The following is a 20086-nucleotide window of genomic DNA, read 5'->3' as shown; positions in this document are numbered from 1 at the left end:
AAATGTCAGTCTCCCGTATCAACCGCTTCATTCTCACCGGCGCCTTGCTGGCCGTGGCAGCGTTCGCAAGCGGTTGTTCCTCGATCGACCGTCTCTCCCAGATCGGCGAAAAGCCGAAGCTGACCGAGATCGAGAATCCGACCACGCAGCCCGGCTACAAGCCGGTGCAGATGCCGATGCCCAAGCCCGAGCAGGCCTCCTACAATGCGAACTCGCTGTGGCGGAACGGCTCACGCGCGTTCTTCCGCGACCAGCGCGCCGCGCGCGTCGGCGACATCATGACGGTGACCGTCAACATCACCGACAAGGCCAACATCGCCAACCAGACCCAGCGCAGCCGCTCCAGCAAGGAAGACTCCGGCGTTACCGACTTCCTCGGATCCCAGACGATCACGCAAGCCAACAAGATCCTGCCGGGCAAGATCCTGACGGCGGACTCGACCGCGTCGACCGACGGCAAGGGTTCGGTCAACCGCCAGGAAGCGCTGCAGACAAACGTCGCCGCCGTGGTGACGCAGGTGCTGCCGAACGGCAATCTCGTGGTCGAAGGCAAGCAGGAGATCCGCGTCAACTTCGAAATCCGCGAGCTGATCGTCGCCGGCATCGTGCGCCCGGAAGACATCCAGAGCGACAACACCATCGATTCCTCGAAGATCGCGCAGGCCCGCATCGCCTATGGCGGCCGCGGCCAGATCACCGACGTGCAGCAACCCCGCTATGGCCAGCAGGTAATGGACGTGCTGCTGCCGTTCTAATTCGTAATCCCGAGCTCCCACACCTCGTTGCGAACCTAGGCGCGACGATGTGTACCAACGCGGCCCTTGTCAGCTCCCCTGACGAGGGCCGCGGTCGTTTTGAGGAAATGACGGAAAGCGCGAACGTCAAGCCGACTTGCGCACACGGCGCTTGCGGGCCGGCTGCGGCGTCTCGCTCTCGCGCAGGTCCTGCGCGCCGGCGAACGCGGCGAGCACTTTGTCGGCCGACACGACGCGGTTGCGGCCGGAATATTTTGCGGCGTAGAGCGCCTGGTCGGCCTGCCCCAGCAGCCAATCCGCGCGCGTATCCTCGCTCGGCACCAGCGTCGCGATGCCGATGCTCAGCGTCACGAACGGCGGCACACAAGGCGCGCCGTGCGGCAGCCGGCCCCGCGCCAGCGCATCGCGCAGCCGCTCGGCGAGTTTTCGCGCGCCGGCGGAATCGGTCTCGGGCATGATGATGGCGAACTCTTCTCCGCCATAGCGCGCCGAAAGATCGGCCGGGCGAAGCGCGTTCTTGCCGATCGCGTCCGCCACCGCGCGCAGACACTCGTCGCCTTTTTGATGGCCGTGCAGATCATTGTAGAGCTTGAAATGGTCGACGTCGCACAACAGCAGCGACAGCGGCTTTTTGGTCCGTTGCGCACGCGCCCATTCCATCGCCAGCGCCTGGTCGAACGAACGGCGGTTGGCAAGGCCGGTCAGGCCGTCGCTCGCGGCCAGCGTCTGCAACGCCAGCTCCGCACGCTTTTGATCGGTCATGTCGCGCAGGGTCTCGACGACAGCGATCAGTTTGCCGTCCTCGTCGTGGATCGGGCCGGCGTCGATGGCGAGATACAATTGATTGCCGAGCTTCGGCATCACGCACCAGTTTTCGGCGGAAAAGCCGACGCCGTCATCGGGGATGGTGTGCTCGGGATAGAGCTGGCTCAATTTGTCGGGCCGTCCGAGCGCGACCAGATCGGCCAGGCAATAACGCTGCTGCTGATAGAACGCGCGCCAATGATCCGATGTGCCGATGACGTCAGCCGCGACGACGCCGGTGAGGCGCTCACAGGCCCGGTTCCAGATCACGACGCGCCGTTTCGGATTGAGCACGAAGGTCGGGACCACCAAATGCTGCATCAGCCGCACGGCATAGCCCTGTGCGACGTCTGCACTTGCTTTGGCTCCGGTCTTCAAGTCCTCAACCCTCGTATCGACAACGCTGGAGGCTATGGGTATCAGGCCAGCGATGAATGGAAGCCCGGTTAGGAATCCCAGTTAGTGTCGGGTTAAAAGGGCCATGATTCCCCGGTGCAGTGCGGCAGATTGCCGTGTTTTTCCGGCAAAAAGTTCCATCGAAACGACAAAGTGTTCCACCAGAATGCGATTCGAACTGATATTCCCTCGGTGCCTGACCGGGCCAATTCTCCTGAACCGGACATGACGATGCGCTTGTGCTGGCCGTTCCTTGTTGGCGTTCTCTGTGCGGCAACGCCATCGTTGACCGCGGGCGCGGTGGAACGTGAAGAGCCCGACATCGACATGTACGCGCACATCTCGGGCAAGTGCACCAGGCTCAAGATCGCCGGCAGCGATTTCGGCTGCAAGGCGGTAGCCTATTTCCACGGCCAGCAGGGCCGCGCGCATTTCACGATCGTGCTCGACGATCCCAAGGATGACAGCCACATCATTTCGTTCTCCGGCGAAACCGGCCGCCGCGAGCAGGACAACGTCTATGAACTGCAGGTCGACCGGATGCTGCTGAACTCCAAGGAAAGGCCGAAGGTCGACGGCCTGCCGGTGCCACTGGTTGAATCATCGACCGGCACCTGCCGTCAGATGGGGATCATCGCGACGCGGCAGGTCTCCAGCATCACCTGTGCGGCGACCGCCAGGGATGGCCGGAAATACGAACTGCAATTCGAGTCCGACGGCGAGCCGGTGACGCTGCGCCGGATCAGGCAATCCTCCCTCACCGAGGAGAAGGCGAACGCCAAGAAGGCCGAGCAACTCGAATGCCGGCGCAAGGCCCATCTCGCCAAGGTGCTGCCGCGCGACTGGACCGCTTTTGTCATCCGGTGCCTGGCGGATGACGATCAGAAGCCGGCGACGGCGGAGCAGCGCTGAGGCTGCCTGTGGCGCTGATCCTGCGGATCGTTACCACGCCATTAACCCTTCGTTAACCAAGCCGTCTCATCCTCGAAAGTCCAGGAGAGGATCCAAGGGATTGACCAGGTCGGGTCACCTGGCCGGCGCGCAGGCGTTCCCTCTCCTGCCCACTCGTATTGATCACGGCTGCAAACATGAACGCTGAAAGCAATAGCAACATCGCCTGGCACCGGGTTCAGCTCAAGAAGAACCGCGAGGCCGTCAAGGAACTGGAAATCGCCCGGTTCCGGGTTGGCGAGATGACCGGCGCGGCCGGCCATGCGCAACAAAAAGCCCTGGCCCAGCTCAAGCGCAAGATCGCTGAATCGCAGCGATGCATCGCCGCGCACGAAAGGCAAACCAAGCGGCCGCTGGCGACCGATCTGCGCAGCCTCGCGCAGGTGAGCTGGGGCAGCTGGGACGCCTACAGCGTATCGCGACAGGCGTCGTCGCGGGCGTAAGGACGTATCTTACGAACCGTCATTTGAGCACACTTTGCGCGAACCCGCTGGGGTTGCAATCGGCGAGCCTAATTGCATCGCGTCACTCGCGGTGACATAAACGTCGGCATCGCTATCGTCTCCCCAAGGAGAACCGCCATGTGCCGTATCTGCGATGCCAGCCGTGCCATTGAAGTTCGTGAAACCTCACGCCGCCGCTTTCTTCAATTCACAGGCGGGATCGCCGCAACTCTGGCCTTTGCGCCGGCGGCCTTTGCCAAGGATCCTAAAGCCAAGGATGCAAAACCGCCGCCGAAGCCGCAGAACCAGATGTCTCCGGCCGCGGCCCTCGATCGGTTGATGAAAGGCAATGCGCGTTATGTCGAAGGCGTCTCGCGCCGGCACGATTTCAAAAGCGAGCGGGAAGCTCTTGTTGGCGGCCAGAATCCCTTCGCCAGCATTTTGAGCTGCGCGGATTCCCGCATCGCGCCGGAATATGCCTTCGACAGCAGCCGGGGCGATCTGTTCGTCTGCCGCGTTGCCGGCAATTTCGCCAATGACGACACGGTCGCGAGCCTGGAATATGGCGTAGCCGTGCTCAACTCGCCGCTGATCCTGGTACTCGGCCACGACAGCTGCGGCGCCGTCGATGCCACGATCAAGTCGCTCAAGGACAACACCACTCTGCCCGGCCACCTGCCGTCGCTGGTCAACGCGCTTGCGCCTGCCGTCAAGGCCAGCGCGGACAAACCCGGCGACAAGCTCGCGAACGCCATCCGCCAGAATGTCATCGACGTTGTCGCCCGGCTCAAATCGGCGACGCCAATCCTCAGCGCCGCCGCAGCCGAGGGCAAGATCATGGTTGTCGGTGGTATTTATCGGCTGGACAGCGGCAAGGTCGAATTGGTCGGCTGAACGTCAGGGCCAACAGATGATGCAGCTTAGCTGGGCGCGTTAGCGACCTGTCTGCCGTAGCTCAAAGAGCGAAAGGTGGAAGCGTAACCCACCATCTTGGTCTTCGAGACTGCCGCACGACAACGTTGTCGTCCAATCGATACAGGCTGTACTCTTAGTCGTCTAATCGGCCCAAGTGCGCTGTCCGCACTTGCATTCGAACATGTGGACGATGCAGCCGGTGCTCGGGCTCACCATTGTTCGAACCAGCCTCAACCTCTCGCCACAAGAAGGGCAATCCTTGTCCGTCTCACTCTCCACAACGGCCACCATCTCAGCCCGAAATAATTCCATGGCCCGCTCCGTACCGACTGGGTTCCGGAAATACACGCTTGGTCCGGGAAATACTAAGGAGATTTTCTTGCTCGGATGACATTCCGTCGGGGCGTTGCCTTTCTGCATCGCGTGTCCTCGGCGGACGTGAGATTTCAGCTGTCGCGGCAAATCCCAGCGACTTGACCGCCGATGCCGAAAGCTTTGTCGTCGTGTGGCTGGTTTTACTCGCTTTCCCACGCTTGGCCGCGTGTTCATCAGTGACGATCAATGCTGCGCTGCGATACGCAGCTTACTTGCGTTGCGGAGTCCGGTATTACTCCGGAGATTGTTCACAGGGTTGATCCGATCTAGTCTGATCCCTGCGATTTGACGCTTTGCTTTACTGAAGACGATTTTTTTCGACTTATCGAATAGCCATAATGATTGACCAGAAAGCCGACAGAATTTTTGTCGGCACCCGTTTCAAGATGAGTAAACTTGGAGTCGCTCGGTGCCCCGAGCTGGCTGACCGGGCTGGCATTGTCATTGAGCTGAGCCCTCGTACCACCGGCATCACCGTGCGGTTCGATGGCGCCCAAAGACCAACTTGCCTGCACAGGGACTTTATATCTCCCGCCTTGGGTTGACGAGCGCAGAAACATCAACTTCCGAGCGCGCACCACTGCTGTGCATGACCGTTTTGCGTTGCCTTTCAGCCTACGGATGCGCCCGCCTTTGCCCGGCTGATTCCGAGGGCCAGAATGCGATTTAGCAGGTCGGGGTAGTCAAGCCCGTCATGCCGGGCGGCTGTAGCGAACTCCTGGCTCTTCGCTATTTCGGGATTGGGATTCGCTTCGATGAAATACGGAGTGCCGTCGGCAGAGAGCCGAAAGTCGATGCGTGCGTATCCATCGAGCTTCAGTGTACGGTAGATGCGTTTCGCGGTTCGCTGAATGCGGGCAGATACCTCCGGCGCAAGGTTCTTGGCCGGCCCGTCTACAATTCCGACGCGTTCCTGGTAACTGGGATCGTGTTTGACCTTTTCGGTGGCAATCTGCCGTGCCCCCTGGCCACCCATGCTGCCGAATTTCAATTCCCAAACCGGCAGAACTCGCAGCCGATTATTGCCGAGCACGGCGACATAGAGCTCACGTCCCTCGATGTACTGCTCGGCGATGGCGGCAGTTCCCATCCGTTCGTGGACGAACGCGACTCTCTCTGCGAGCTTCTCGTCCGTATCGACGATGGATGCTTGCGAGATGCCGAACGATCCATCCTCGTTCAGGCTCTTGACGATCAGCGGCAGCGCAAGACGCGTCGGCCGTTTGACTTTGCGGCGCATCGGAAACACGGCGAAGGCCGGCACCGCGATCCGGCGATGGTGCACCAACGTTTTGGACAGGTCCTTGCCGCGCGCCAGGACCAGGCCGCGCGGGTTACAGCCGGTATACGGGACTTTCATCAGCTCGAGAAAGCTCGCGATGTGCTGGTCATACCCCGACGTATAGTGGAACTCCTCCAGCAATGTGTACACCACATGCGGCTTGAAACTTTCGATCGCGTCCCGGACCGGCTTGATTTCCTCCTGCACGCCGAGCGGGCGCACATCGTGGCCTGCCGCGCGCAAGGTGCTCACGACGTCGAATTCGGTTTTCCATCGGTTGATTTCCTGCGCGGTGTATCCGTCGGTCGAGTCCGGCGGCAAGAAGTCCGGATGCATCAGGACTAGAACGCGCAGGCGTCTCATAGCGCGATCCATTTGCGGCGTGACGGGCCGAACAGCGCGTGCATGGTCTTGGCGGTCAACAGAATGGTGAAGTTGATCACAAGCTTCCGTTCCGAGCCCGGGGCCCGGAGACCGAGTTCGCGGCAGCGGGAGATCATGTCATCGAGAACGGCATCGAGCGTAAGCTGGTTCTCGCCCGTCCATAGCGCGACCAGCTGCCTGACTTGCGCGCGGTGCCGCCTGATGAAGGACGCCGCCGGCTGCGCCCGTCGATGTCGTTGATCGGTGGAGAACAGACGGGATAGGTCGCGGTCATACGTCTTCGGCGGCTCGAAAGCGTAGAACGCCTGCTTCTTCTGGTAATGCTCGCCAAGCGTTTGGCTGAGCCCGGACAGCGGATCGACACGCTCCCGTGATGTAGTCGGCGGCCGCTCGCCTGCAATCTCGCTCATCAGCTCGTCGACATATTCGAGCTTCTTCAGCGCCGGCCAACCGGCATAGCGTGCCCGCCATTTCGACCGCGGTCGCAGCCACACCGCAAAGGTTTCGGCGAAATCCTCGTCCGGATGGCTCTGCGCGTACCAGCGCCGAAGATGCTGGACGTAACGCCGGCTGGCCGGATTGGGCCGGTAGTAGAGCGGATAGTGTTTCGAGGACGGGCCGAACAACTGTTGCCAGCGTCGGCGGCGTTGCAACTGGTAAGCGTGCTGCACGGCATGGCCTGCCTCGTGACGGAGGATGGCCATGCACTCCGACCAGGTACTTCCCTCTACCTCGAGCATCATTTTTTTCTCGAGTTTCATCAGGCGGGGATGGGCAAGATAGAATGGGATGGCAATGCCGGGCACATCTGCCGGACTGAACCATTCGCTCGATATCCACGCGTGCGGCCGCAGCCGTATGCCCCGCGCCTGGAGCTCTTCGTTCAGAGTGCCGAGACAGTCCTCGAGCCAGGTGCCCTTGATCTTGACCTTCAGGCTGCTGAGACGCTGTTTGAGCAACTGCTCATCCGACAGCTTTTCCCAAGTATATTTCCGAGGTGGCATAGGCATCCAGAGATCATGAAAACGCGGTACCTGGATGGTGTCATAGGATGCTGCTGGCAACAACCGCCTAGTCTTCGCGGCGTGCCGTTCGCGGAGGTCCGAGTAGCGCGTTGGTCATTACCGCTGCTGTCCCCGACCACCAGCGCCCTCACCCCGGCTTGATCCCGGCCGCCTGCATGATCGGCAGCAGCCGCTTTTCCTCGTCGTCGCGGAATTTGCTGATCTCGGCTGATGACGCCGGCCAAGGCGTGGCGCCAAGCTCTGCGTAGCGCTCCTGCAAGGCGCGATCGGCGAGCACCTTGACGGTGAGCGCACTTACCTGCGCGACAAGATCGGCCTTCATGTTCGCTGGCCCGATCAGCGCGGTCCACGACGTCATCGCATATCCCGGCAGCACCTCGGCCATCGTGGGCACATCAGGAAGTTCGGGAATGCGTTTCAGCGAGGTGACGGCAACCGCCTTGACCTGGCCTGCGCGCACGCTCGGCAATGAGCCAGGCAGATTGTCGAACAACAGATCGACGCGCCCGCCGAGCAGGTCGGTCAACGCCGGCCCGGCGCCACGATAGGGAATGTGGTTGACCTCCACGCCGCCCATGCTGTTCATCATCTCGCCCGACAAATGCAGCGTGGTACCGAAGCCCGCCGAAGCATAGGTGTATTTCTTCGGCTCCTTCCTGAACGCGGCCAGCAATTCCCTGATATCCGAGGAGAACAGATCCTTCCTCGCCACCAGGATATTGGGCAATTGCCACATGCCGCCGATGAAGGTGAAATCACCGCGCGGATCGTAGGGAAGTTTTGCGTAGCTGCCGATCGCCAGCACGTTGCTGGCGATGCCGCCGAGGCCGAGCGTGTATCCGTCGGGCGGCGATTTCGCCACAGCATCGGCCCCCAGCACGCCGCCCGCGCCGGCCTTGTTCTCGACGACGAAGGTCTGTCCGGACAGGTCGCTCATCTTCTGGCAGATGATCCGCGACAGCGTATCGGTGGCGCCGCCGGCCGGGAAACCGTTGACGTATTTCACCTGCCGCGTCGGCCAGGCCTCTTGCGCGAACGCCTCGCGCCTTACGAGATACGGCGCGGCAATCGAGCCGCCGAGCATGGTCAGCAATTTGCGGCGGTTCACAGGCGTGAGCTGCGGCATCATTTTCCCCTCCCTTGCGCGGGTGCCTGCTTGATTGGTCGGACAAGGCTTGCTGCGCTGGCGACAGCGTAGTGCGTCGTTCTCCGACGTGAAAGAGCCGAGTTGCGCTCTGGCAAGTCAAAAACATGCGGCCTATTGGCCCGTCGGCCGCGCCCGGCGTAGCCTTGGCGAAGCGGGGGCAAATCAGTTCTGATTTACGGAATTCGTGTCAAGCCCCGAAAAATATTTCTGTTTACCAGAACACAAATCAGGGGCATATATCTGCCCATCCCGTCCCTCTCAGAGGGCGTCGGCCGTCGTCACGGACGTTGGACGGGTTGCGGTGGACGCTGGTTTACGCCTCGACGATGGCGTGGACTAAGCGTACGGCAAAACCGTGTGGTCCTGGCACCCGTTGCAGGTGTCAAGCTGCCGGCTAAGCGCAAGCTGAACCGGTGGTGACGGAGTCAACCAAGAACTCGTCTCCGGGGAGAGCACGGCATAAGCCGTAAAGCCATTGCGCAGGGAAGGCCGGGTGTTCTCCGCTGCCCTGTATGCTCGTGTGCATTTTGTTTTGTGCAAACCGCACGCGAGACCGCGGGTGCAGCGCGCACCCGGTCTTCCCTGCGCCCTCTTATTTCGGGGGCAAGGAATTTCTGGCAAAGCTCGGGCGCACTGCGTCGCGAGAATGCGGAAGTGCGTTTAGACCACGGTGTAACAACAAACACCGCCGTCGTCCCGGCGAACGCCGGGACCCATAACCACAGGAAGAAGTTTTGCGAACGGTCACTGTTACCGAGCCTACGATGCGCAATTGCGCATCTGAGCTCAAGGCCGGGACGACGGTGTAGCTGTGACCTCCCGCACATTCGAAGAGCCGCTGGCCCGCCGAAATGAACCCATGTGCATTCCACGACAACTGACGCATGAAACAGTGTGACAACGCGAGACGAACCAATGCCGGCAGCCACAACAAAAAAAGCAGCAATCCTGTTCGCCGTGCTGGCGACCGTGTTCGCCGCATCCGGCGCGGTGGCGGCTGAACCCTGCAGCACGACGCCGGCGCGTTTCAACATTGCCGAGACGCTGTGGCACGCGGCCGAAGAACATCCGGTCCATGTCACCTTCACGACCCGGACCGAGGGCGTGAAAATGCCGGGATATCTCCTGGAAAAATATCCGAACGAGATGACCGTCGTCCTGCAATATGAATTCGGCAAGCTGGCCGTGAAGGACGACCGCTTCGAAGTGCTGGTGTGGTTCAAGGGGTATCCGGAACGGTTCGTCGTCCCCTTCAACGCCATCAAGGCGTTCTACGACCGCACCGAGTTGAAGTGCTCGGGTAGCTGATGAAGAATTCGTAGCCCGGATGAGCGCAGCGATATCCGGGATTCACATAGGCAGCCGTCCCGGATGTCGCTCCGCTCATCCGGGCTACGAGATCCGTTCACTCAGGCGTGGCGCGGCGGATCAATGCGCAGAGCCCGGTCATGCGGGCGATCGGATGCTCGACGAACAACCGGCAGGATTTCAGCACGCCCGCAAGCGCGTCGGGCGGCGCTGCAGGTTTCAGCTGCTGCGCCAGCATCGCGCCATGCGCGTGCCCGAGCGCGCGTGTCGAACGCGTCAGCGCATCGAGCCGGCCGTCGGCTTGCAGCGGCGCCAGCAAGGTTCGCACCAGCGCCAGATACGCCGGCCAGTACGCCAGATGCCGATACATGCTCGCAATCAATTGCGGTTCGGTGTCCTCGCCAAAACCGTTCAATTCGCCAACCAGCCGCGCCACCTCGGGATCGAGCGCGTCCATCGGCGGCAGTTCCGGAATCTTGACGTCGGAGGGCGGGGCTGCGGAGCTGGCGGCCGTGACTGTAACGGCCGGGCGCGGATCGAAATGCGCGAGCAACGCCGACAGCACGGTCAGCGCCAGCGCGTTGGTATGTTGATAGCTGTCCAGCACGTTGCGAATGATGGCCTGGTCGGATTCATCGATTCCGGCGGCGAGCAACGTGTCGGCGGAAAAGCCGGGCAGATCGGGCAAGGCGATCGTGCGCCTGACGGCTTCGGCATGCAGCGGTGCGGCGCCGAGATAAAGCGGCCGCACCGTGGCCCAGGTCCAGGGCAGCGCGCCCGGCATGGTCGCGAGGTTGCGCCAGATCAGATTGACGACGCTGGTGCCGAGCACCTTTCGGATGTCGGCGTAGATGTCGGCGATTTCACCGCGCGCGTCGGCCTCAACGATCGAGGGAACGCTCTCCTGCCCTTGCATGATTGCCGCTCAGTCCCGAAAACTCGCCGCCACCGTGCCGAGCCCGTCGAGCTCCATCACCACCTTGTCGCCGGCGTTGAGCCACACGGTTTTGACCAGGCTGCCGGTGAGAACGATCTGCCCGGCGTGCAATCCCTTGCCCTCCTCGGCCAGGTGATTGGCGAGCCAGGCCAGCGCATTATGCGGATGCCCGAGCACATCGGCGCCGGTGCCGCGCCCGACTTCGGTGCCGTTGACGATGGCGCGTCCGACCACCTTGAGCAGATCGGGCGCGTTGTTGCGCGGTATCGCCTTGCCGAGCACGCAGCCGGCGGCGAAGAAATCATCGGCGACCAGGGTCGGTGCCCCCATCGTTTCCCATTTGACGTAGCGATCGTCGACGATCTCGATCGCAGGATAATAGGCCTCGATCGCCTCCATCACCCACTCGGCGGTGAACGGCGCTTCCGACGGCAACAGGTTGCGCGCGAGCCGGACCGCGATTTCGCACTCGACGCCGACGCGGACGTAATCGCCGAAACGCAGCTTCGCGCCGGACTCATGAACGCCCTTGGCGAACACGCCGCCGCCGCACGGATGGGGGATGTCGAGATATTGCTGCATCACCGCGCTGGTGCAGCCGATCTTGTAGCCGACGAGGCCGCCTACCTGCGGCAGCAAGAGATCGTGGACCGCGCGCTGAACCTGGTAGCCCTCGGCCTCGTCCTGCGGCACGAGTTCGCTCGAAAGCGCCGGCAGCGGGTTGCGGCCGCGGCGCGCGGTGGCGATATTTTTGGCGGCCGCGAGAATTTTGTCCATCGGCGGCAGCTCTCTCGTTGCAAACCGGCAGTGCCGACCGCGCGCTGCGGTCAGGTGCCGGACGTTACTCTACTCGTCCCGGTAAACCTTTTCACGCTTTTCGTGACGCTCCTGCGCTTCCACCGACAGCGTCGCGATCGGGCGGGCTTCCAGCCGCTTCAACGAGATCGGCTCGCCGGTCTCTTCGCAATAGCCGTAGGTGTTGTCTTCGATACGCTGCAGCGCCGCGTCGATCTTGGAGATCAGCTTGCGCTGGCGGTCCCGGGCGCGCAGTTCGATCGCGCGATCGGTTTCGGAAGAGGCGCGATCAGCCAGATCGGGATGATTGACGTTCTCTTCCTGGAGCGTCTGCAGGGTGATCTTCGATTCCCGCAGGATCTCGTCCTTCCACGCCAGCAGCTTGGCGCGAAAATAATCGCGCTGGCGGTCGTTCATGAAAGGCTCTTTTTCGGAGGGTCGATAATTCTTCAACTTTTCCAATGTCAGCCTATCTACAAGTGCAAGGCGGAACAGAAAATCGTCCGTCCGCGCGCGCCTTATATAGCGGCGAGTTGTGACAGACAATATCGGCCCTGCAGCAAGGAAGGCCGCCCCGGAGCGCATACACAGGCAAAACTGTGCACCGCAGCGGGGCAGCCCGCTTGGTCAGTAACCGACGGTAAAACGCTGGCGGATATGGGCCGGACGCTCGATTTCGTCGGCGAGTGCAACTGCGAAGTCCTCGAAGGAAATCCAGCTTTTGCCGTCGGAAGCGGTCAAAAGCTGGTCGGTCCCGAGACGGAACTTATTCGTCCGCTCGCCGGCCGTGAACAGGGCCGAGGGCGACAGGAAGGTCCAGTTCAGCTCCTTTTCCTGCCGCAGCAGGTCGAGAAAGACGCCGCCCTTCTCGGCCTCGGCCTTGTATACCACGGGGAAGTTCGGCGTCGTGACCAGCCGGACGCCCGGCGCCACCTCGAGGCTCCCGGCGCCGCCGACCACGAGGTAGCGGCCAACCTTCGAATCGCGGGCGGCGCCAATCAGCCGGACCGGGTCGCTGTCGAGGAAATGCACCGAGCTGATCGCGGCATCGTGGCCGGCGAACAGTGCGGCCAGGCCGGCCTGATCCTGCACGTCGCCCTGCTTGGCCGTGACGTTGGGCTGGCTCGCGATCTTCTCGGGGTGGCGGGCAATGGCGGTGATGGTGTGGCCGCGGCTGGCCAGTTCGGTGACGATACGCGAGCCGGCATTACCGGACGCGCCGACGACGGCGATCTTCATCTTTGGTCTCCTTGCGATGGGATGGATGTGGTATCCAATGGTGACTAGATAACGCAAAGAGCGTAGGTGTTAAGAGAGCACTTTGAACTCACCTGATTACGCCGGAGTAACCGCCATGAAAATGAAACCCGACGCCTATGCCGCCAATTGTCCGACGCGCCAGATTCTCGATCGCGTCGGCGACAAATGGGCGGTGCTGATTCTGCTTCTGGTGCGCGACGAGCCGATGCGCTTCAACGCGTTGCGCCGTGCCATCGAAGGCATCTCGCAGAAGATGCTGTCGCAGGTGCTGAAGAGCCTGGAGCGCGACGGGCTGATCAAGCGCCGCGTCATCGCAACCGTGCCGGTGACGGTGGAGTATTCGATCACGCCGCTGGGGGCGACGCTGTCAACGGCCGTCGATGCCTTGCGCGATTGGGCCGAAAGCAATCTGAAGGAAGTGCTGAACGCGCAGCGCCGCTACGATGCGCAGCGCAATGCGATGGCGGCGTGACAGACGGGATGTGAGGAAGCGCGAAGCCTAGAACTTACCAGCCTTGGCCAGTTCGACTTCGACCCGAAGCTCGATCTCGGCCAGGACGGCATCGAGGCCGGGATCGCCGGAGGAGGATTTCAGGTTAGCCGCGGCATCGCGCAGCCGGTTCATGGTGGCGGTGTCGAGATTGCCGGACAGCAGCCCGAGCTTGAGCTCGTCGAGCACGTCGAGCGCGCCGCGCCCGCGCGCCACCGACCGCTTGCGGCGCTCGGTCGGATCCTCGACGCCCTGCATCGCCAGCAGCGCGTCGATGCTGCCAGCGGCTTTCGGCGGGGCCGCGGAGCGGGTCTCGTCCGGCGTCGCCGGCGCATCCGGCAGCGAAAAGCCGGTCGAGCTGGTTCGCCGCGTGCTGCTCGCGGGCGATCCAAGCGTGGTGCCGTTCGGTCCGTAGATGCGCATCGTCGTGAATCTCGCCGGTCGATTGCAGGGAGCTTCGCCGCTTTATGGTTAATGCCGCGTAAACGACCCGGCAAAATCTGCCGCAGCGCGGCAGTTTCGCCGGTGCCGCGAGATCGGCCGGATCGCGCACCACCGAACAAAGCATAGCACTTTCAACGGACTAGGCCAATGAAACCGCGTGGCACCAATCTCGCATAGTTAATCACGGGCTACCGTCATGGGAGTGGCGCGTTGTCCGGGAACGACTTCCAGGGGAGCATTGGGATGCCCGGCATCCATACGGCGAGAGTGTTGTGGGTGGGCTGCGCAGCGCTGCTGGCGCTGGCGTTGTCGGCCATGTCCGCAGGCGCGACCTCGCGGATCAAGGACCTCGCCAATATCGAAGGCGTGCGTCAGAACCAGTTGATCGGCTACGGCCTCGTCGTCGGCCTCAACGGCACCGGCGACACGCTGAACAACATCCCCTTCACCAAGCAGTCGCTGCAGGCAATGCTGGAACGCATGGGCGTCAACATCCGCGGCGCAACCATCCGCACCGGCAACGTCGCCGCCGTGATGGTCACCGGCAATCTGCCGGCGTTCGGCACCCAGGGCACGCGGATGGACGTCACCGTTTCCGCGCTCGGCGACGCCAAGAACCTGACCGGCGGCACCCTGCTCGTCACCCCCCTGCTCGGCGCCGACGGCAATGTCTATGCGGTCGCGCAAGGCTCGCTCGCAATCTCGGGCTTCGCGGCGGAAGGCGCCGCCGCCAGCATCACCCGCGGCGTACCGACCAACGGCCGCATCCCCAACGGCGCCATCATCGAGCGCGAGATCGAATTCGCGCTCAATCGCCTACCCAATGTGCGGCTGGCGCTGCGCAATGCCGATTTCACCACCGCCAAGCGCATCGCCGCGGCCGTCAATGATTTCCTCGGCGTCAAGACCGCCGAGCCGATCGATCCCTCCACGGTGCAGCTGGCGATCCCCGCCGAGTTCAAGGGCAACGTCGTCGCCTTCCTGACCGAGATCGAGCAATTGCAGGTCGAACCCGACCTCACCGCCAAGATCGTGATCGACGAACGCTCCGGCATCATCGTGATGGGCCGCGATGTGCGCGTCGCCACCGTGGCGGTGGCGCAGGGCAACCTTACGGTCTCGATTTCCGAGAGTCCGCAAGTGAGCCAACCCAATCCGCTGTCACGCGGCCGAACCGTAGTGACGCCACGCTCGAGCGTGTCCGTTTCCGAAGACGGCAAGAAATTCGCGGTCGTGAAAGACGGCGTCTCGCTGCAGCAACTCGTCGACGGCCTCAACGGTCTCGGCATCGGCCCGCGCGACCTTATCGGCATCCTGCAGGCGATCAAGGCCGCCGGCGCGATCCAGGCCGACATCGAGGTGATGTGATGCAAAGCAGCTTGAACGGCATCGGCAATTCGTACCCGAAATCCACGCTGATCAACGGTCGCAACGATCCGCAGCTGGCCGAGGCCCTGACCAAGATTTCGCCCGAGGCGCAGAAGAAGACCCGCGCCAAGGCGCAGGACTTCGAGGCGATGTTCCTGAACTCGATGTTCTCGCAGATGACCACCGGCGTCAAAGGCGAAGGCCCGTTCGGCGATACGACGGGCACCGGCGCCTGGCGCTCGATGCTGACGGATGAATATTCGAAGTCGTTCGCCAAATCCGGCGGCATCGGAATCTCCAACGACGTCTTCCGCACCTTGATCCTGCAGCAAGCCAACCGCGCCGGCTGAGATAGGGAAACCCGACATGAACCAGCGCCCGCAAGCACAGCCCGCCGCAGTTACCGCACGTGCGATTTCCTCGCCGGTCGAGGCCCGCAAGCTCGCGGAAGACCTGATGGACGTGATGAGCGGCCTGCTCGGCATCATCGAGCGCGAAACCGAACTGGTTCGCGCCGGCAAGATCCGCGAAGCGATGGAGCTTGAAGGCCAGAAGGGCGAGCTGTCGCGCCGCTACATGGTCGCGGTCGAACATCTGAAGAACTCGCAAAAATATCTGGCGCAGGTATCACCTGAACTGCTGACCACGCTGCGGCGCCATCACGACACGTTCCGCGCCATGCTGCAGATCAATCTCACGGTGCTTGCGACCGCGCATGCGGTGTCCGAAGGCATCGTGCGCGGCGTCAACGTCGAGATCCAGCGCCGCAACATTCCCAACACCTATACGGCAAGCGGCCGGCGCGCGACGCCCGGGCCGCGCAACATGACGCCGCTCGCGGTCAGCCGCTCGCTCTAGACATCTAAAATTTTTGACAAATTCGCGCCCCCGTATAAGCACGGGATTCAGCGCGTTCCCTAACACCGCGTTGAGGGGTGGGAAGCTATATTGCGGTTTGAGAGGGGTTGGGATTTGACTCGAAGGAAGCCTGGAGGCTGCCATGAGTACAGATTTCAACATCAAACCGGTGGGGGCACCGGTTGCCGCGCCGATCGTTCAACCGATCAGCGAAGCGGCGCATAATGCGGTCGCGACCCAATTGCCGGCGAGCCAGAGCGTGGTCGCGTCGGATGCGGGCGCGCGCGCCAGCGATTCCGCTGCCGTCCGCGTTTCGATTTCGAATGCGTCCGTCTCGAACCAGGTGGTGTTCGATCGCGACGCGCGAGCGGTCGTCTATCAGGTCGTCGATAACAGGACGAGCCAGGTGGTGAAGCAATTCCCCGAGGAAGCGGTGCTGCGCCGCCGCGCCTATTTCCACGCGCTCGACCTCAGCAAGGACGCGCCGCAGCGTCTTCGCGCCACCGACCGGCGGGCTTGATTCAAAAAGCTTTGAGAATTCCGCTCACCTGCTCTGCTTCGCATAAGCGGTATCGAGCGACGTTCCGCCGGTTGCCGGGTCGGTGACGACGTTCTTGATGACCGCCGTTCCTTCCTTGGTCACCATGAACTTCAAGTCACCGATCCGGAATGCATTGTCCCTGATCAGAACGTCCGCGAACTTGTTGGTGCTGCCGCTCTGGTAGTGGACCTTGGCGCGAAATCCCGTGACGTTCGAGACCGTGATCTTGAACGACTTGTTGTTGGCGTATTTTCCGGTCCAGTCGCCCTGATAGAGCGTGGGATCGACCGGCACATACGGCGTCTTGGACGGAACCGCCATTCCCACGGTCTTGTAGTTGGCCGACAGGATACTGAAAACGTCAGCCATGATCGCGCTCCGTTACTCCGCGGTCAGCCGCGGCCCGATAGCCCCGCGGCCAGGTTGCAGTTGATGTCGATCAGCGAGTTCAATTTGGCCGGATCCGGATTCATCTGCATCTCGATGGTCTGCTTCATCACAAAGACGCCGATATTGGCGATGTTCTGACGAACTTCCATCGGCTGCGGGTTGTCGTTGGTCTCCACGGCGCTCATGAAGATCGACCAAAGCCGGCTGTTGAACAGCAGTGCGTTGTGCATGTTCTTGTCGGGACCAGCCCAGTTGGCCTGAACGTCCTGGAGTTGTCGTGCGGCCTTCAGCAGCGCTTGCGCTTCGATTTCACGGGGAGAGGCTGTCGTTTGTGACGTGCGAGCGTAGGCTTGGGCTGCATTGGACATTAACTGACCTCGATGGGAGCGATTCGCAGAACCGCGGGGCTTGAAAACTGCCCAACTTTCATACAGGTCGCGTCTTTAAATATGGTTAGCTGCGGTTGCCAAATGTGTCCATAAATCGGCGGTAACCGCTACGCCGCCGACTCAAAAGAAAGCGGCGGGGTCTCCCCCGCCGCCCTCGACTTTTCTCTGGTCGCCGCTAGGTCCGCAGGAGCTGGAGCACGCTCTGCTGCGACTGGTTGGCGAGCGCCAGCGCGGACACCGCGATCGACTGGCGGGTCGACAGCGCCTGGCTGTTGGCCGCTTCCTCGTTGGTATCGGCCAGCGTCAGGTTGGCCGAGCCGTTTTGCAATACGTTAATCAGGTTCTTGTTGAAGTCCTGCCGGATCTGCACGACCGACAGGTTCGAACCGAGTGAAGAGGCCTGCGTCCGCAACATGTCCGACGCATTGCTTATCTTGGCAATCGTCGCCTTGGCCGAGGCATTGTCCAGGAAGTCGGTGCCCGCGACCAGCGAAGCAAGGCCAAGGCCCGCCGCGCCAAACGTCACGCCCTTGATGTTCAATATGGACTTGCCGGTCTCGTTGAAGGTTAGCTTGAGATCGTCGCCGTTCAGCAGGTTGATGCCATTGAACGAGGCATCCTGCGCTGTCGTCGTGATCTGGGCGATGATGTTGTTGTACTGGGCCACCAGGTTGGAGCGAATGGTCTGCGAAGCCGCATCGGCGACCGGTGCGACCGTGACCACCGAAGCCGGCAGGAATGCCTTGCCCGCACCGGTCGCGGTGCCGGCGAGCGCGCCGACGGTGGCCGAAGCCGCGTCGTTGATCGTTGTGATCGTGATCTTGCCGGTGGTGTCGTCAACCGAAGCCTGCAGATTGTTGGGTGCCAGAGCCGCGTTGAGTTCGTTCAGCGTATCAACTTCCGCCGCGCCGGTACCGAACGTGATGCTCGACGCCGTGCCGCCGCCGGTCGCTGCGATCGTCAGGACGTCGCCCTGCGCAAGCGTGGCGCCCAGCAGGTTGGCTGAGGTTCCCCCGGCGTTCGCGCCGCTGGTGACGCTGGATTTGGGAGAATAGCCGGCGGTCGTCTGCAGCACCTGGTTGGCGATCGACTTCGCGGTATCGACCAGCTTCTGCAACGAGGTGAGGCCAGTGTTGGCGGCCTGCAGCACCTGTACGCCGTTGCCAATGCCATCGAGCAGGTTGTTGATGTCGCTGGCGCGGTTATCGAGCCCCGCGGCAGTGAAATAGTTGGTAGGATTGTCGAGCGCCGTATTGACCTTCTTGCCGGACGAGAGGCGGTTCTGCGTGGTGGCGAGCAGGTCCGCGGTCGACTGAAGCGAGAGCAGGTTCTGGCGAACCGAGGCCGAAAGAACAACGGACATGTGTCAAACTTTCCTAGTTTATGTCCTCAGTTCTAGTCAGCTTCCTTTAAATTAAGGTAAACGCCGGCTTAAGCGATGTGATTAATGCTTCCTTACCGGAGGGCGCGCAGCGCTTTTTCGCCCCGTTTCGGCCCTGGAAAACAAAAAAGCGGCGGGGTTTCCCCCGCCGCTTGATCTTGAGATGTCGTCGAAATCAGCGCAGGAGCTGGAGCACGCTTTGCTGCGACTGGTTGGCCAGCGCCAGCGCGGATACCGCGATCGACTGGCGGGTCGACAGCGCCTGGCTGTTGGCCGCTTCCTCGTTGGTATCGGCCAGCGTCAGGTTGGACGAGCCGGTCTGCAGCACGTTGATCAGGTTCTTGTTGAAGTCCTGGCGGATCTGCACGACCGACAGGTTCGAACCGAGTGACGACGCCTGAGTACGAAGCACGGTGCTGGCGGCGCTGAGCTTGGTGAGTGCGGCGTTCGCGGACGAATTATCCAGGAAGTCCGTGCCCGAGGTCAGCGAAGCGAGGCCAAGGCCCGCTGCGTTGAAGGTCACGCCCTTGATGTTCAGGGTGGACTTGCCCGTTTCGTTGAAGGTCAGCTTGAGATCGTCACCGTTCAGCAGGTTGATGCCGTTGAACGAGGCATCCTGAGAAGTCGTCGTGACCTGGGTGATGATGTCATTGTACTGCTTTACCAAGCTCGCGCGAATGGTCTGCGAAGCCGCGTCGGCAACCGGCGCACTGCCGGCGGCCCCAAAGGTCACGGTGCCACCGCCGGTGTTGGTGAACGTAACCGCACCGATCGTGGACGACGCCGTATCATTGGTTGTGCTGATGACGAGCTGGTTGGTGCTGTCGAGGCTGGCCGACAGATTGCTGGTCGCCAGCGCCGCATTCAAGTCAGCGAGCGACGTGGTGGCAGTGAAGGTGAAGTTGACTGCCGCATGGCCAGCGGTAGCCGCGATTTGCAGCTGGTCGGTGGCGTCGAGGACGGTGCCGTCAACGAGGTCGTCCGCGGTGCCGGCGAGCGCAGTCGAGCTCACTGTCGACTTGGTCGTATAACCGGCGGGAGCCTGCAGCACCTGGTTGGCGATCGACTTCGCGGTATCGACCAGCTTCTGCAGCGAGGTGATGCCGGTGTTGGCAGCCTGCAGAACCTGCACGCCGTTGCCAATGCTGTCGAGCAGGTTGTTGATGTCGCTGGCGCGGTTGTTGAGGCCCTGCGCGGTGAAGAAGTTGGTCGGGTTGTCGAGCGCCGAATTGACCTTGTTGCCAGTCGCAAGGCGATTCTGGGTGGTCGACAGCAGGTCGGCGGTGGACTGGAGCGAGAGCAGGTTCTGGCGAACCGAAGCCGAGAGAACGATGGACATGTTTCATACCTTTCTGGTGTGAAATGGGAGGACGGTCGTTGTCCCAATCTTTTTCGATCGGGGTTAATCAAGGGGTTTGTCAGTGGTCCAAAGCGGCGGGGTTTCCCCC

The 20086-nt window shown here is 62.0% G+C and carries 24 protein-coding genes; 10 read left to right on the top strand and 14 right to left on the bottom strand.

Annotated elements, in window-relative coordinates:
• Positions 1-2: 2 nt before the first annotated feature.
• Positions 3-755 (top strand): flagellar basal body L-ring protein FlgH, encoded by a 753-nt coding sequence (flgH, locus tag JQ600_RS16470; protein WP_212264282.1) that lies wholly within the window; start codon positions 3-5, stop codon positions 753-755.
• Between the two features lie 126 nt (positions 756-881).
• Here the strand turns inward: flgH and JQ600_RS16465 are convergent, their stop codons facing one another.
• On the bottom strand, positions 882-1937 hold the full coding sequence (locus JQ600_RS16465; protein ID WP_249135935.1) for a diguanylate cyclase domain-containing protein: 1056 nt from the start codon (positions 1935-1937) through the stop codon (positions 882-884).
• Positions 1938-2180: 243 nt separating this feature from the next.
• Here JQ600_RS16465 and JQ600_RS37390 point away from each other — a divergent pair, with 243 nt between their 5' ends.
• From JQ600_RS37390 to JQ600_RS16450, 3 genes are all read left to right on the top strand, one after another.
• A complete protein-coding gene (locus JQ600_RS37390) occupies positions 2181-2867 on the top strand; it encodes a hypothetical protein (protein ID WP_312010929.1) in 687 nt (228 codons plus the stop codon).
• A 176-nt stretch (positions 2868-3043) separates the two neighbouring features.
• Complete coding sequence (locus JQ600_RS16455) at positions 3044-3349, top strand: hypothetical protein (protein ID WP_212264281.1); 306 nt, start codon at positions 3044-3046, stop codon at positions 3347-3349.
• A gap of 138 nt (positions 3350-3487) precedes the next feature.
• Complete coding sequence (locus JQ600_RS16450) at positions 3488-4243, top strand: carbonic anhydrase (protein ID WP_212387282.1); 756 nt, start codon at positions 3488-3490, stop codon at positions 4241-4243.
• A 662-nt stretch (positions 4244-4905) separates the two neighbouring features.
• On the opposite strand, the gene JQ600_RS16445 is transcribed toward JQ600_RS16450, so the two are convergent.
• From JQ600_RS16445 to JQ600_RS16430, 4 genes are all read right to left on the bottom strand, one after another.
• Positions 4906-5136, bottom strand: coding sequence for a hypothetical protein (locus JQ600_RS16445; RefSeq protein ID WP_212413715.1), 231 nt, complete (start codon positions 5134-5136; stop codon positions 4906-4908).
• A gap of 113 nt (positions 5137-5249) precedes the next feature.
• Entirely contained in the window at positions 5250-6284 is a 1035-nt protein-coding gene (locus JQ600_RS16440; RefSeq protein ID WP_212264278.1) for an ATP-grasp domain-containing protein, read from the bottom strand.
• Positions 6281-7315: a putative zinc-binding metallopeptidase gene (locus JQ600_RS16435; protein WP_249135114.1), complete on the bottom strand. Its 1035-nt coding sequence runs from the start codon at positions 7313-7315 to the stop codon at positions 6281-6283. Before JQ600_RS16435 ends, JQ600_RS16440 begins: the two co-directional genes overlap by 4 nt.
• Positions 7316-7457: 142 nt before the next feature.
• Positions 7458-8459: a tripartite tricarboxylate transporter substrate binding protein gene (locus JQ600_RS16430; protein WP_212387288.1), complete on the bottom strand. Its 1002-nt coding sequence runs from the start codon at positions 8457-8459 to the stop codon at positions 7458-7460.
• Positions 8460-9392: 933 nt separating this feature from the next.
• On the opposite strand from JQ600_RS16430, the gene JQ600_RS16425 reads away from it, so the two are divergent.
• The gene (locus JQ600_RS16425) at positions 9393-9785 is read left to right on the top strand and encodes a ClpXP protease specificity-enhancing factor SspB (RefSeq protein WP_212391684.1); all 393 of its coding nucleotides are present in this window, start codon (positions 9393-9395) and stop codon (positions 9783-9785) included.
• Positions 9786-9882: 97 nt separating this feature from the next.
• Here the strand turns inward: JQ600_RS16425 and JQ600_RS16420 are convergent, their stop codons facing one another.
• From JQ600_RS16420 to JQ600_RS16405, 4 genes are all read right to left on the bottom strand, one after another.
• On the bottom strand, positions 9883-10701 hold the full coding sequence (locus JQ600_RS16420; protein ID WP_212391682.1) for a hypothetical protein: 819 nt from the start codon (positions 10699-10701) through the stop codon (positions 9883-9885).
• 9 nt (positions 10702-10710) lie between these two features.
• The gene (locus JQ600_RS16415) at positions 10711-11499 is read right to left on the bottom strand and encodes a 2-keto-4-pentenoate hydratase (protein WP_212264274.1); all 789 of its coding nucleotides are present in this window, start codon (positions 11497-11499) and stop codon (positions 10711-10713) included.
• A 69-nt stretch (positions 11500-11568) separates the two neighbouring features.
• Positions 11569-11934 carry an RNA polymerase-binding protein DksA gene (gene dksA / locus JQ600_RS16410; RefSeq protein WP_092509290.1) on the bottom strand — a complete coding sequence of 122 codons (366 nt, stop codon included), beginning with the start codon at positions 11932-11934 and terminating at the stop codon, positions 11569-11571.
• A gap of 210 nt (positions 11935-12144) precedes the next feature.
• Complete coding sequence (locus tag JQ600_RS16405) at positions 12145-12756, bottom strand: NAD(P)-dependent oxidoreductase (protein ID WP_212391680.1); 612 nt, start codon at positions 12754-12756, stop codon at positions 12145-12147.
• Between the two features lie 121 nt (positions 12757-12877).
• Between JQ600_RS16405 and JQ600_RS16400 the strand changes: the two genes are divergently transcribed.
• On the top strand, positions 12878-13249 hold the full coding sequence (locus JQ600_RS16400) for a winged helix-turn-helix transcriptional regulator (protein WP_192740311.1): 372 nt from the start codon (positions 12878-12880) through the stop codon (positions 13247-13249).
• 27 nt (positions 13250-13276) lie between these two features.
• Here JQ600_RS16400 and JQ600_RS16395 read toward each other — a convergent pair whose 3' ends face one another.
• Complete coding sequence (locus tag JQ600_RS16395) at positions 13277-13690, bottom strand: flagellar assembly protein FliX (protein ID WP_192740236.1); 414 nt, start codon at positions 13688-13690, stop codon at positions 13277-13279.
• A 264-nt stretch (positions 13691-13954) separates the two neighbouring features.
• Here JQ600_RS16395 and JQ600_RS16390 point away from each other — a divergent pair, with 264 nt between their 5' ends.
• The 4 genes from JQ600_RS16390 (at position 13955) to JQ600_RS16375 (ending at position 16457) form a co-directional block, all read left to right on the top strand.
• Positions 13955-15079 (top strand): flagellar basal body P-ring protein FlgI, encoded by a 1125-nt coding sequence (locus JQ600_RS16390; RefSeq protein ID WP_212264272.1) that lies wholly within the window; start codon positions 13955-13957, stop codon positions 15077-15079.
• Positions 15079-15429 carry a flagellar assembly peptidoglycan hydrolase FlgJ gene (gene flgJ, locus JQ600_RS16385; protein ID WP_212264271.1) on the top strand — a complete coding sequence of 117 codons (351 nt, stop codon included), beginning with the start codon at positions 15079-15081 and terminating at the stop codon, positions 15427-15429. Before JQ600_RS16390 ends, flgJ begins: the two co-directional genes overlap by 1 nt.
• Positions 15430-15445: 16 nt before the next feature.
• Complete coding sequence (locus tag JQ600_RS16380; RefSeq protein WP_212391676.1) at positions 15446-15937, top strand: hypothetical protein; 492 nt, start codon at positions 15446-15448, stop codon at positions 15935-15937.
• 142 nt (positions 15938-16079) lie between these two features.
• Entirely contained in the window at positions 16080-16457 is a 378-nt protein-coding gene (locus JQ600_RS16375; protein ID WP_212264269.1) for a hypothetical protein, read from the top strand.
• A 24-nt stretch (positions 16458-16481) separates the two neighbouring features.
• On the opposite strand, the gene JQ600_RS16370 is transcribed toward JQ600_RS16375, so the two are convergent.
• The 4 genes from JQ600_RS16370 to JQ600_RS16355 all read right to left on the bottom strand — a co-directional run bounded on the left by JQ600_RS16370 (position 16482) and on the right by JQ600_RS16355 (position 19977).
• Positions 16482-16847: a hypothetical protein gene (locus JQ600_RS16370; RefSeq protein ID WP_212391674.1), complete on the bottom strand. Its 366-nt coding sequence runs from the start codon at positions 16845-16847 to the stop codon at positions 16482-16484.
• A 23-nt stretch (positions 16848-16870) separates the two neighbouring features.
• Positions 16871-17236 carry a flagellar biosynthesis regulator FlaF gene (gene flaF, locus JQ600_RS16365; protein ID WP_212039225.1) on the bottom strand — a complete coding sequence of 122 codons (366 nt, stop codon included), beginning with the start codon at positions 17234-17236 and terminating at the stop codon, positions 16871-16873.
• Between the two features lie 196 nt (positions 17237-17432).
• Positions 17433-18620: a flagellin gene (locus tag JQ600_RS16360; RefSeq protein WP_212391672.1), complete on the bottom strand. Its 1188-nt coding sequence runs from the start codon at positions 18618-18620 to the stop codon at positions 17433-17435.
• Between the two features lie 193 nt (positions 18621-18813).
• Positions 18814-19977 carry a flagellin gene (locus tag JQ600_RS16355; protein WP_212264266.1) on the bottom strand — a complete coding sequence of 388 codons (1164 nt, stop codon included), beginning with the start codon at positions 19975-19977 and terminating at the stop codon, positions 18814-18816.
• Positions 19978-20086: the final 109 nt, after the last annotated feature.

It is taken from the genome of Bradyrhizobium sp. AUGA SZCCT0176, assembly GCF_018130145.1.
Classification (GTDB): domain Bacteria; phylum Pseudomonadota; class Alphaproteobacteria; order Rhizobiales; family Xanthobacteraceae; genus Bradyrhizobium.
This window is presented reverse-complemented; position numbering and strand designations above follow the sequence as displayed.

Excerpts from the sequence above, each read along its gene's own strand:
- JQ600_RS16375 (WP_212264269.1), top strand. The coding sequence starts at position 16,080 with ATGAGTACAGATTTCAACATCAAACCGGTGGGGGCACCGGTTGCCGCG.
- JQ600_RS16370 (WP_212391674.1), bottom strand. The coding sequence starts at position 16,847 with ATGGCTGACGTTTTCAGTATCCTGTCGGCCAACTACAAGACCGTGGGA.
- JQ600_RS16435 (WP_249135114.1), bottom strand. The coding sequence starts at position 7,315 with ATGCCTATGCCACCTCGGAAATATACTTGGGAAAAGCTGTCGGATGAG.
- dksA (WP_092509290.1), bottom strand. The coding sequence starts at position 11,934 with ATGAACGACCGCCAGCGCGATTATTTTCGCGCCAAGCTGCTGGCGTGG.
- JQ600_RS16360 (WP_212391672.1), bottom strand. The coding sequence starts at position 18,620 with ATGTCCGTTGTTCTTTCGGCCTCGGTTCGCCAGAACCTGCTCTCGCTT.
- JQ600_RS16390 (WP_212264272.1), top strand. The coding sequence starts at position 13,955 with ATGCCCGGCATCCATACGGCGAGAGTGTTGTGGGTGGGCTGCGCAGCG.
- JQ600_RS16425 (WP_212391684.1), top strand. The coding sequence starts at position 9,393 with ATGCCGGCAGCCACAACAAAAAAAGCAGCAATCCTGTTCGCCGTGCTG.
- JQ600_RS16380 (WP_212391676.1), top strand. The coding sequence starts at position 15,446 with ATGAACCAGCGCCCGCAAGCACAGCCCGCCGCAGTTACCGCACGTGCG.
- JQ600_RS16455 (WP_212264281.1), top strand. The coding sequence starts at position 3,044 with ATGAACGCTGAAAGCAATAGCAACATCGCCTGGCACCGGGTTCAGCTC.
- JQ600_RS16415 (WP_212264274.1), bottom strand. The coding sequence starts at position 11,499 with ATGGACAAAATTCTCGCGGCCGCCAAAAATATCGCCACCGCGCGCCGC.
- JQ600_RS16440 (WP_212264278.1), bottom strand. The coding sequence starts at position 6,284 with ATGAGACGCCTGCGCGTTCTAGTCCTGATGCATCCGGACTTCTTGCCG.
- JQ600_RS16450 (WP_212387282.1), top strand. The coding sequence starts at position 3,488 with ATGTGCCGTATCTGCGATGCCAGCCGTGCCATTGAAGTTCGTGAAACC.
- JQ600_RS37390 (WP_312010929.1), top strand. The coding sequence starts at position 2,181 with ATGACGATGCGCTTGTGCTGGCCGTTCCTTGTTGGCGTTCTCTGTGCG.
- JQ600_RS16395 (WP_192740236.1), bottom strand. The coding sequence starts at position 13,690 with ATGCGCATCTACGGACCGAACGGCACCACGCTTGGATCGCCCGCGAGC.
- flgJ (WP_212264271.1), top strand. The coding sequence starts at position 15,079 with ATGCAAAGCAGCTTGAACGGCATCGGCAATTCGTACCCGAAATCCACG.
- flaF (WP_212039225.1), bottom strand. The coding sequence starts at position 17,236 with ATGTCCAATGCAGCCCAAGCCTACGCTCGCACGTCACAAACGACAGCC.
- JQ600_RS16400 (WP_192740311.1), top strand. The coding sequence starts at position 12,878 with ATGAAACCCGACGCCTATGCCGCCAATTGTCCGACGCGCCAGATTCTC.
- JQ600_RS16355 (WP_212264266.1), bottom strand. The coding sequence starts at position 19,977 with ATGTCCATCGTTCTCTCGGCTTCGGTTCGCCAGAACCTGCTCTCGCTC.
- JQ600_RS16430 (WP_212387288.1), bottom strand. The coding sequence starts at position 8,459 with ATGATGCCGCAGCTCACGCCTGTGAACCGCCGCAAATTGCTGACCATG.
- flgH (WP_212264282.1), top strand. The coding sequence starts at position 3 with ATGTCAGTCTCCCGTATCAACCGCTTCATTCTCACCGGCGCCTTGCTG.
- JQ600_RS16420 (WP_212391682.1), bottom strand. The coding sequence starts at position 10,701 with ATGCAAGGGCAGGAGAGCGTTCCCTCGATCGTTGAGGCCGACGCGCGC.
- JQ600_RS16405 (WP_212391680.1), bottom strand. The coding sequence starts at position 12,756 with ATGAAGATCGCCGTCGTCGGCGCGTCCGGTAATGCCGGCTCGCGTATC.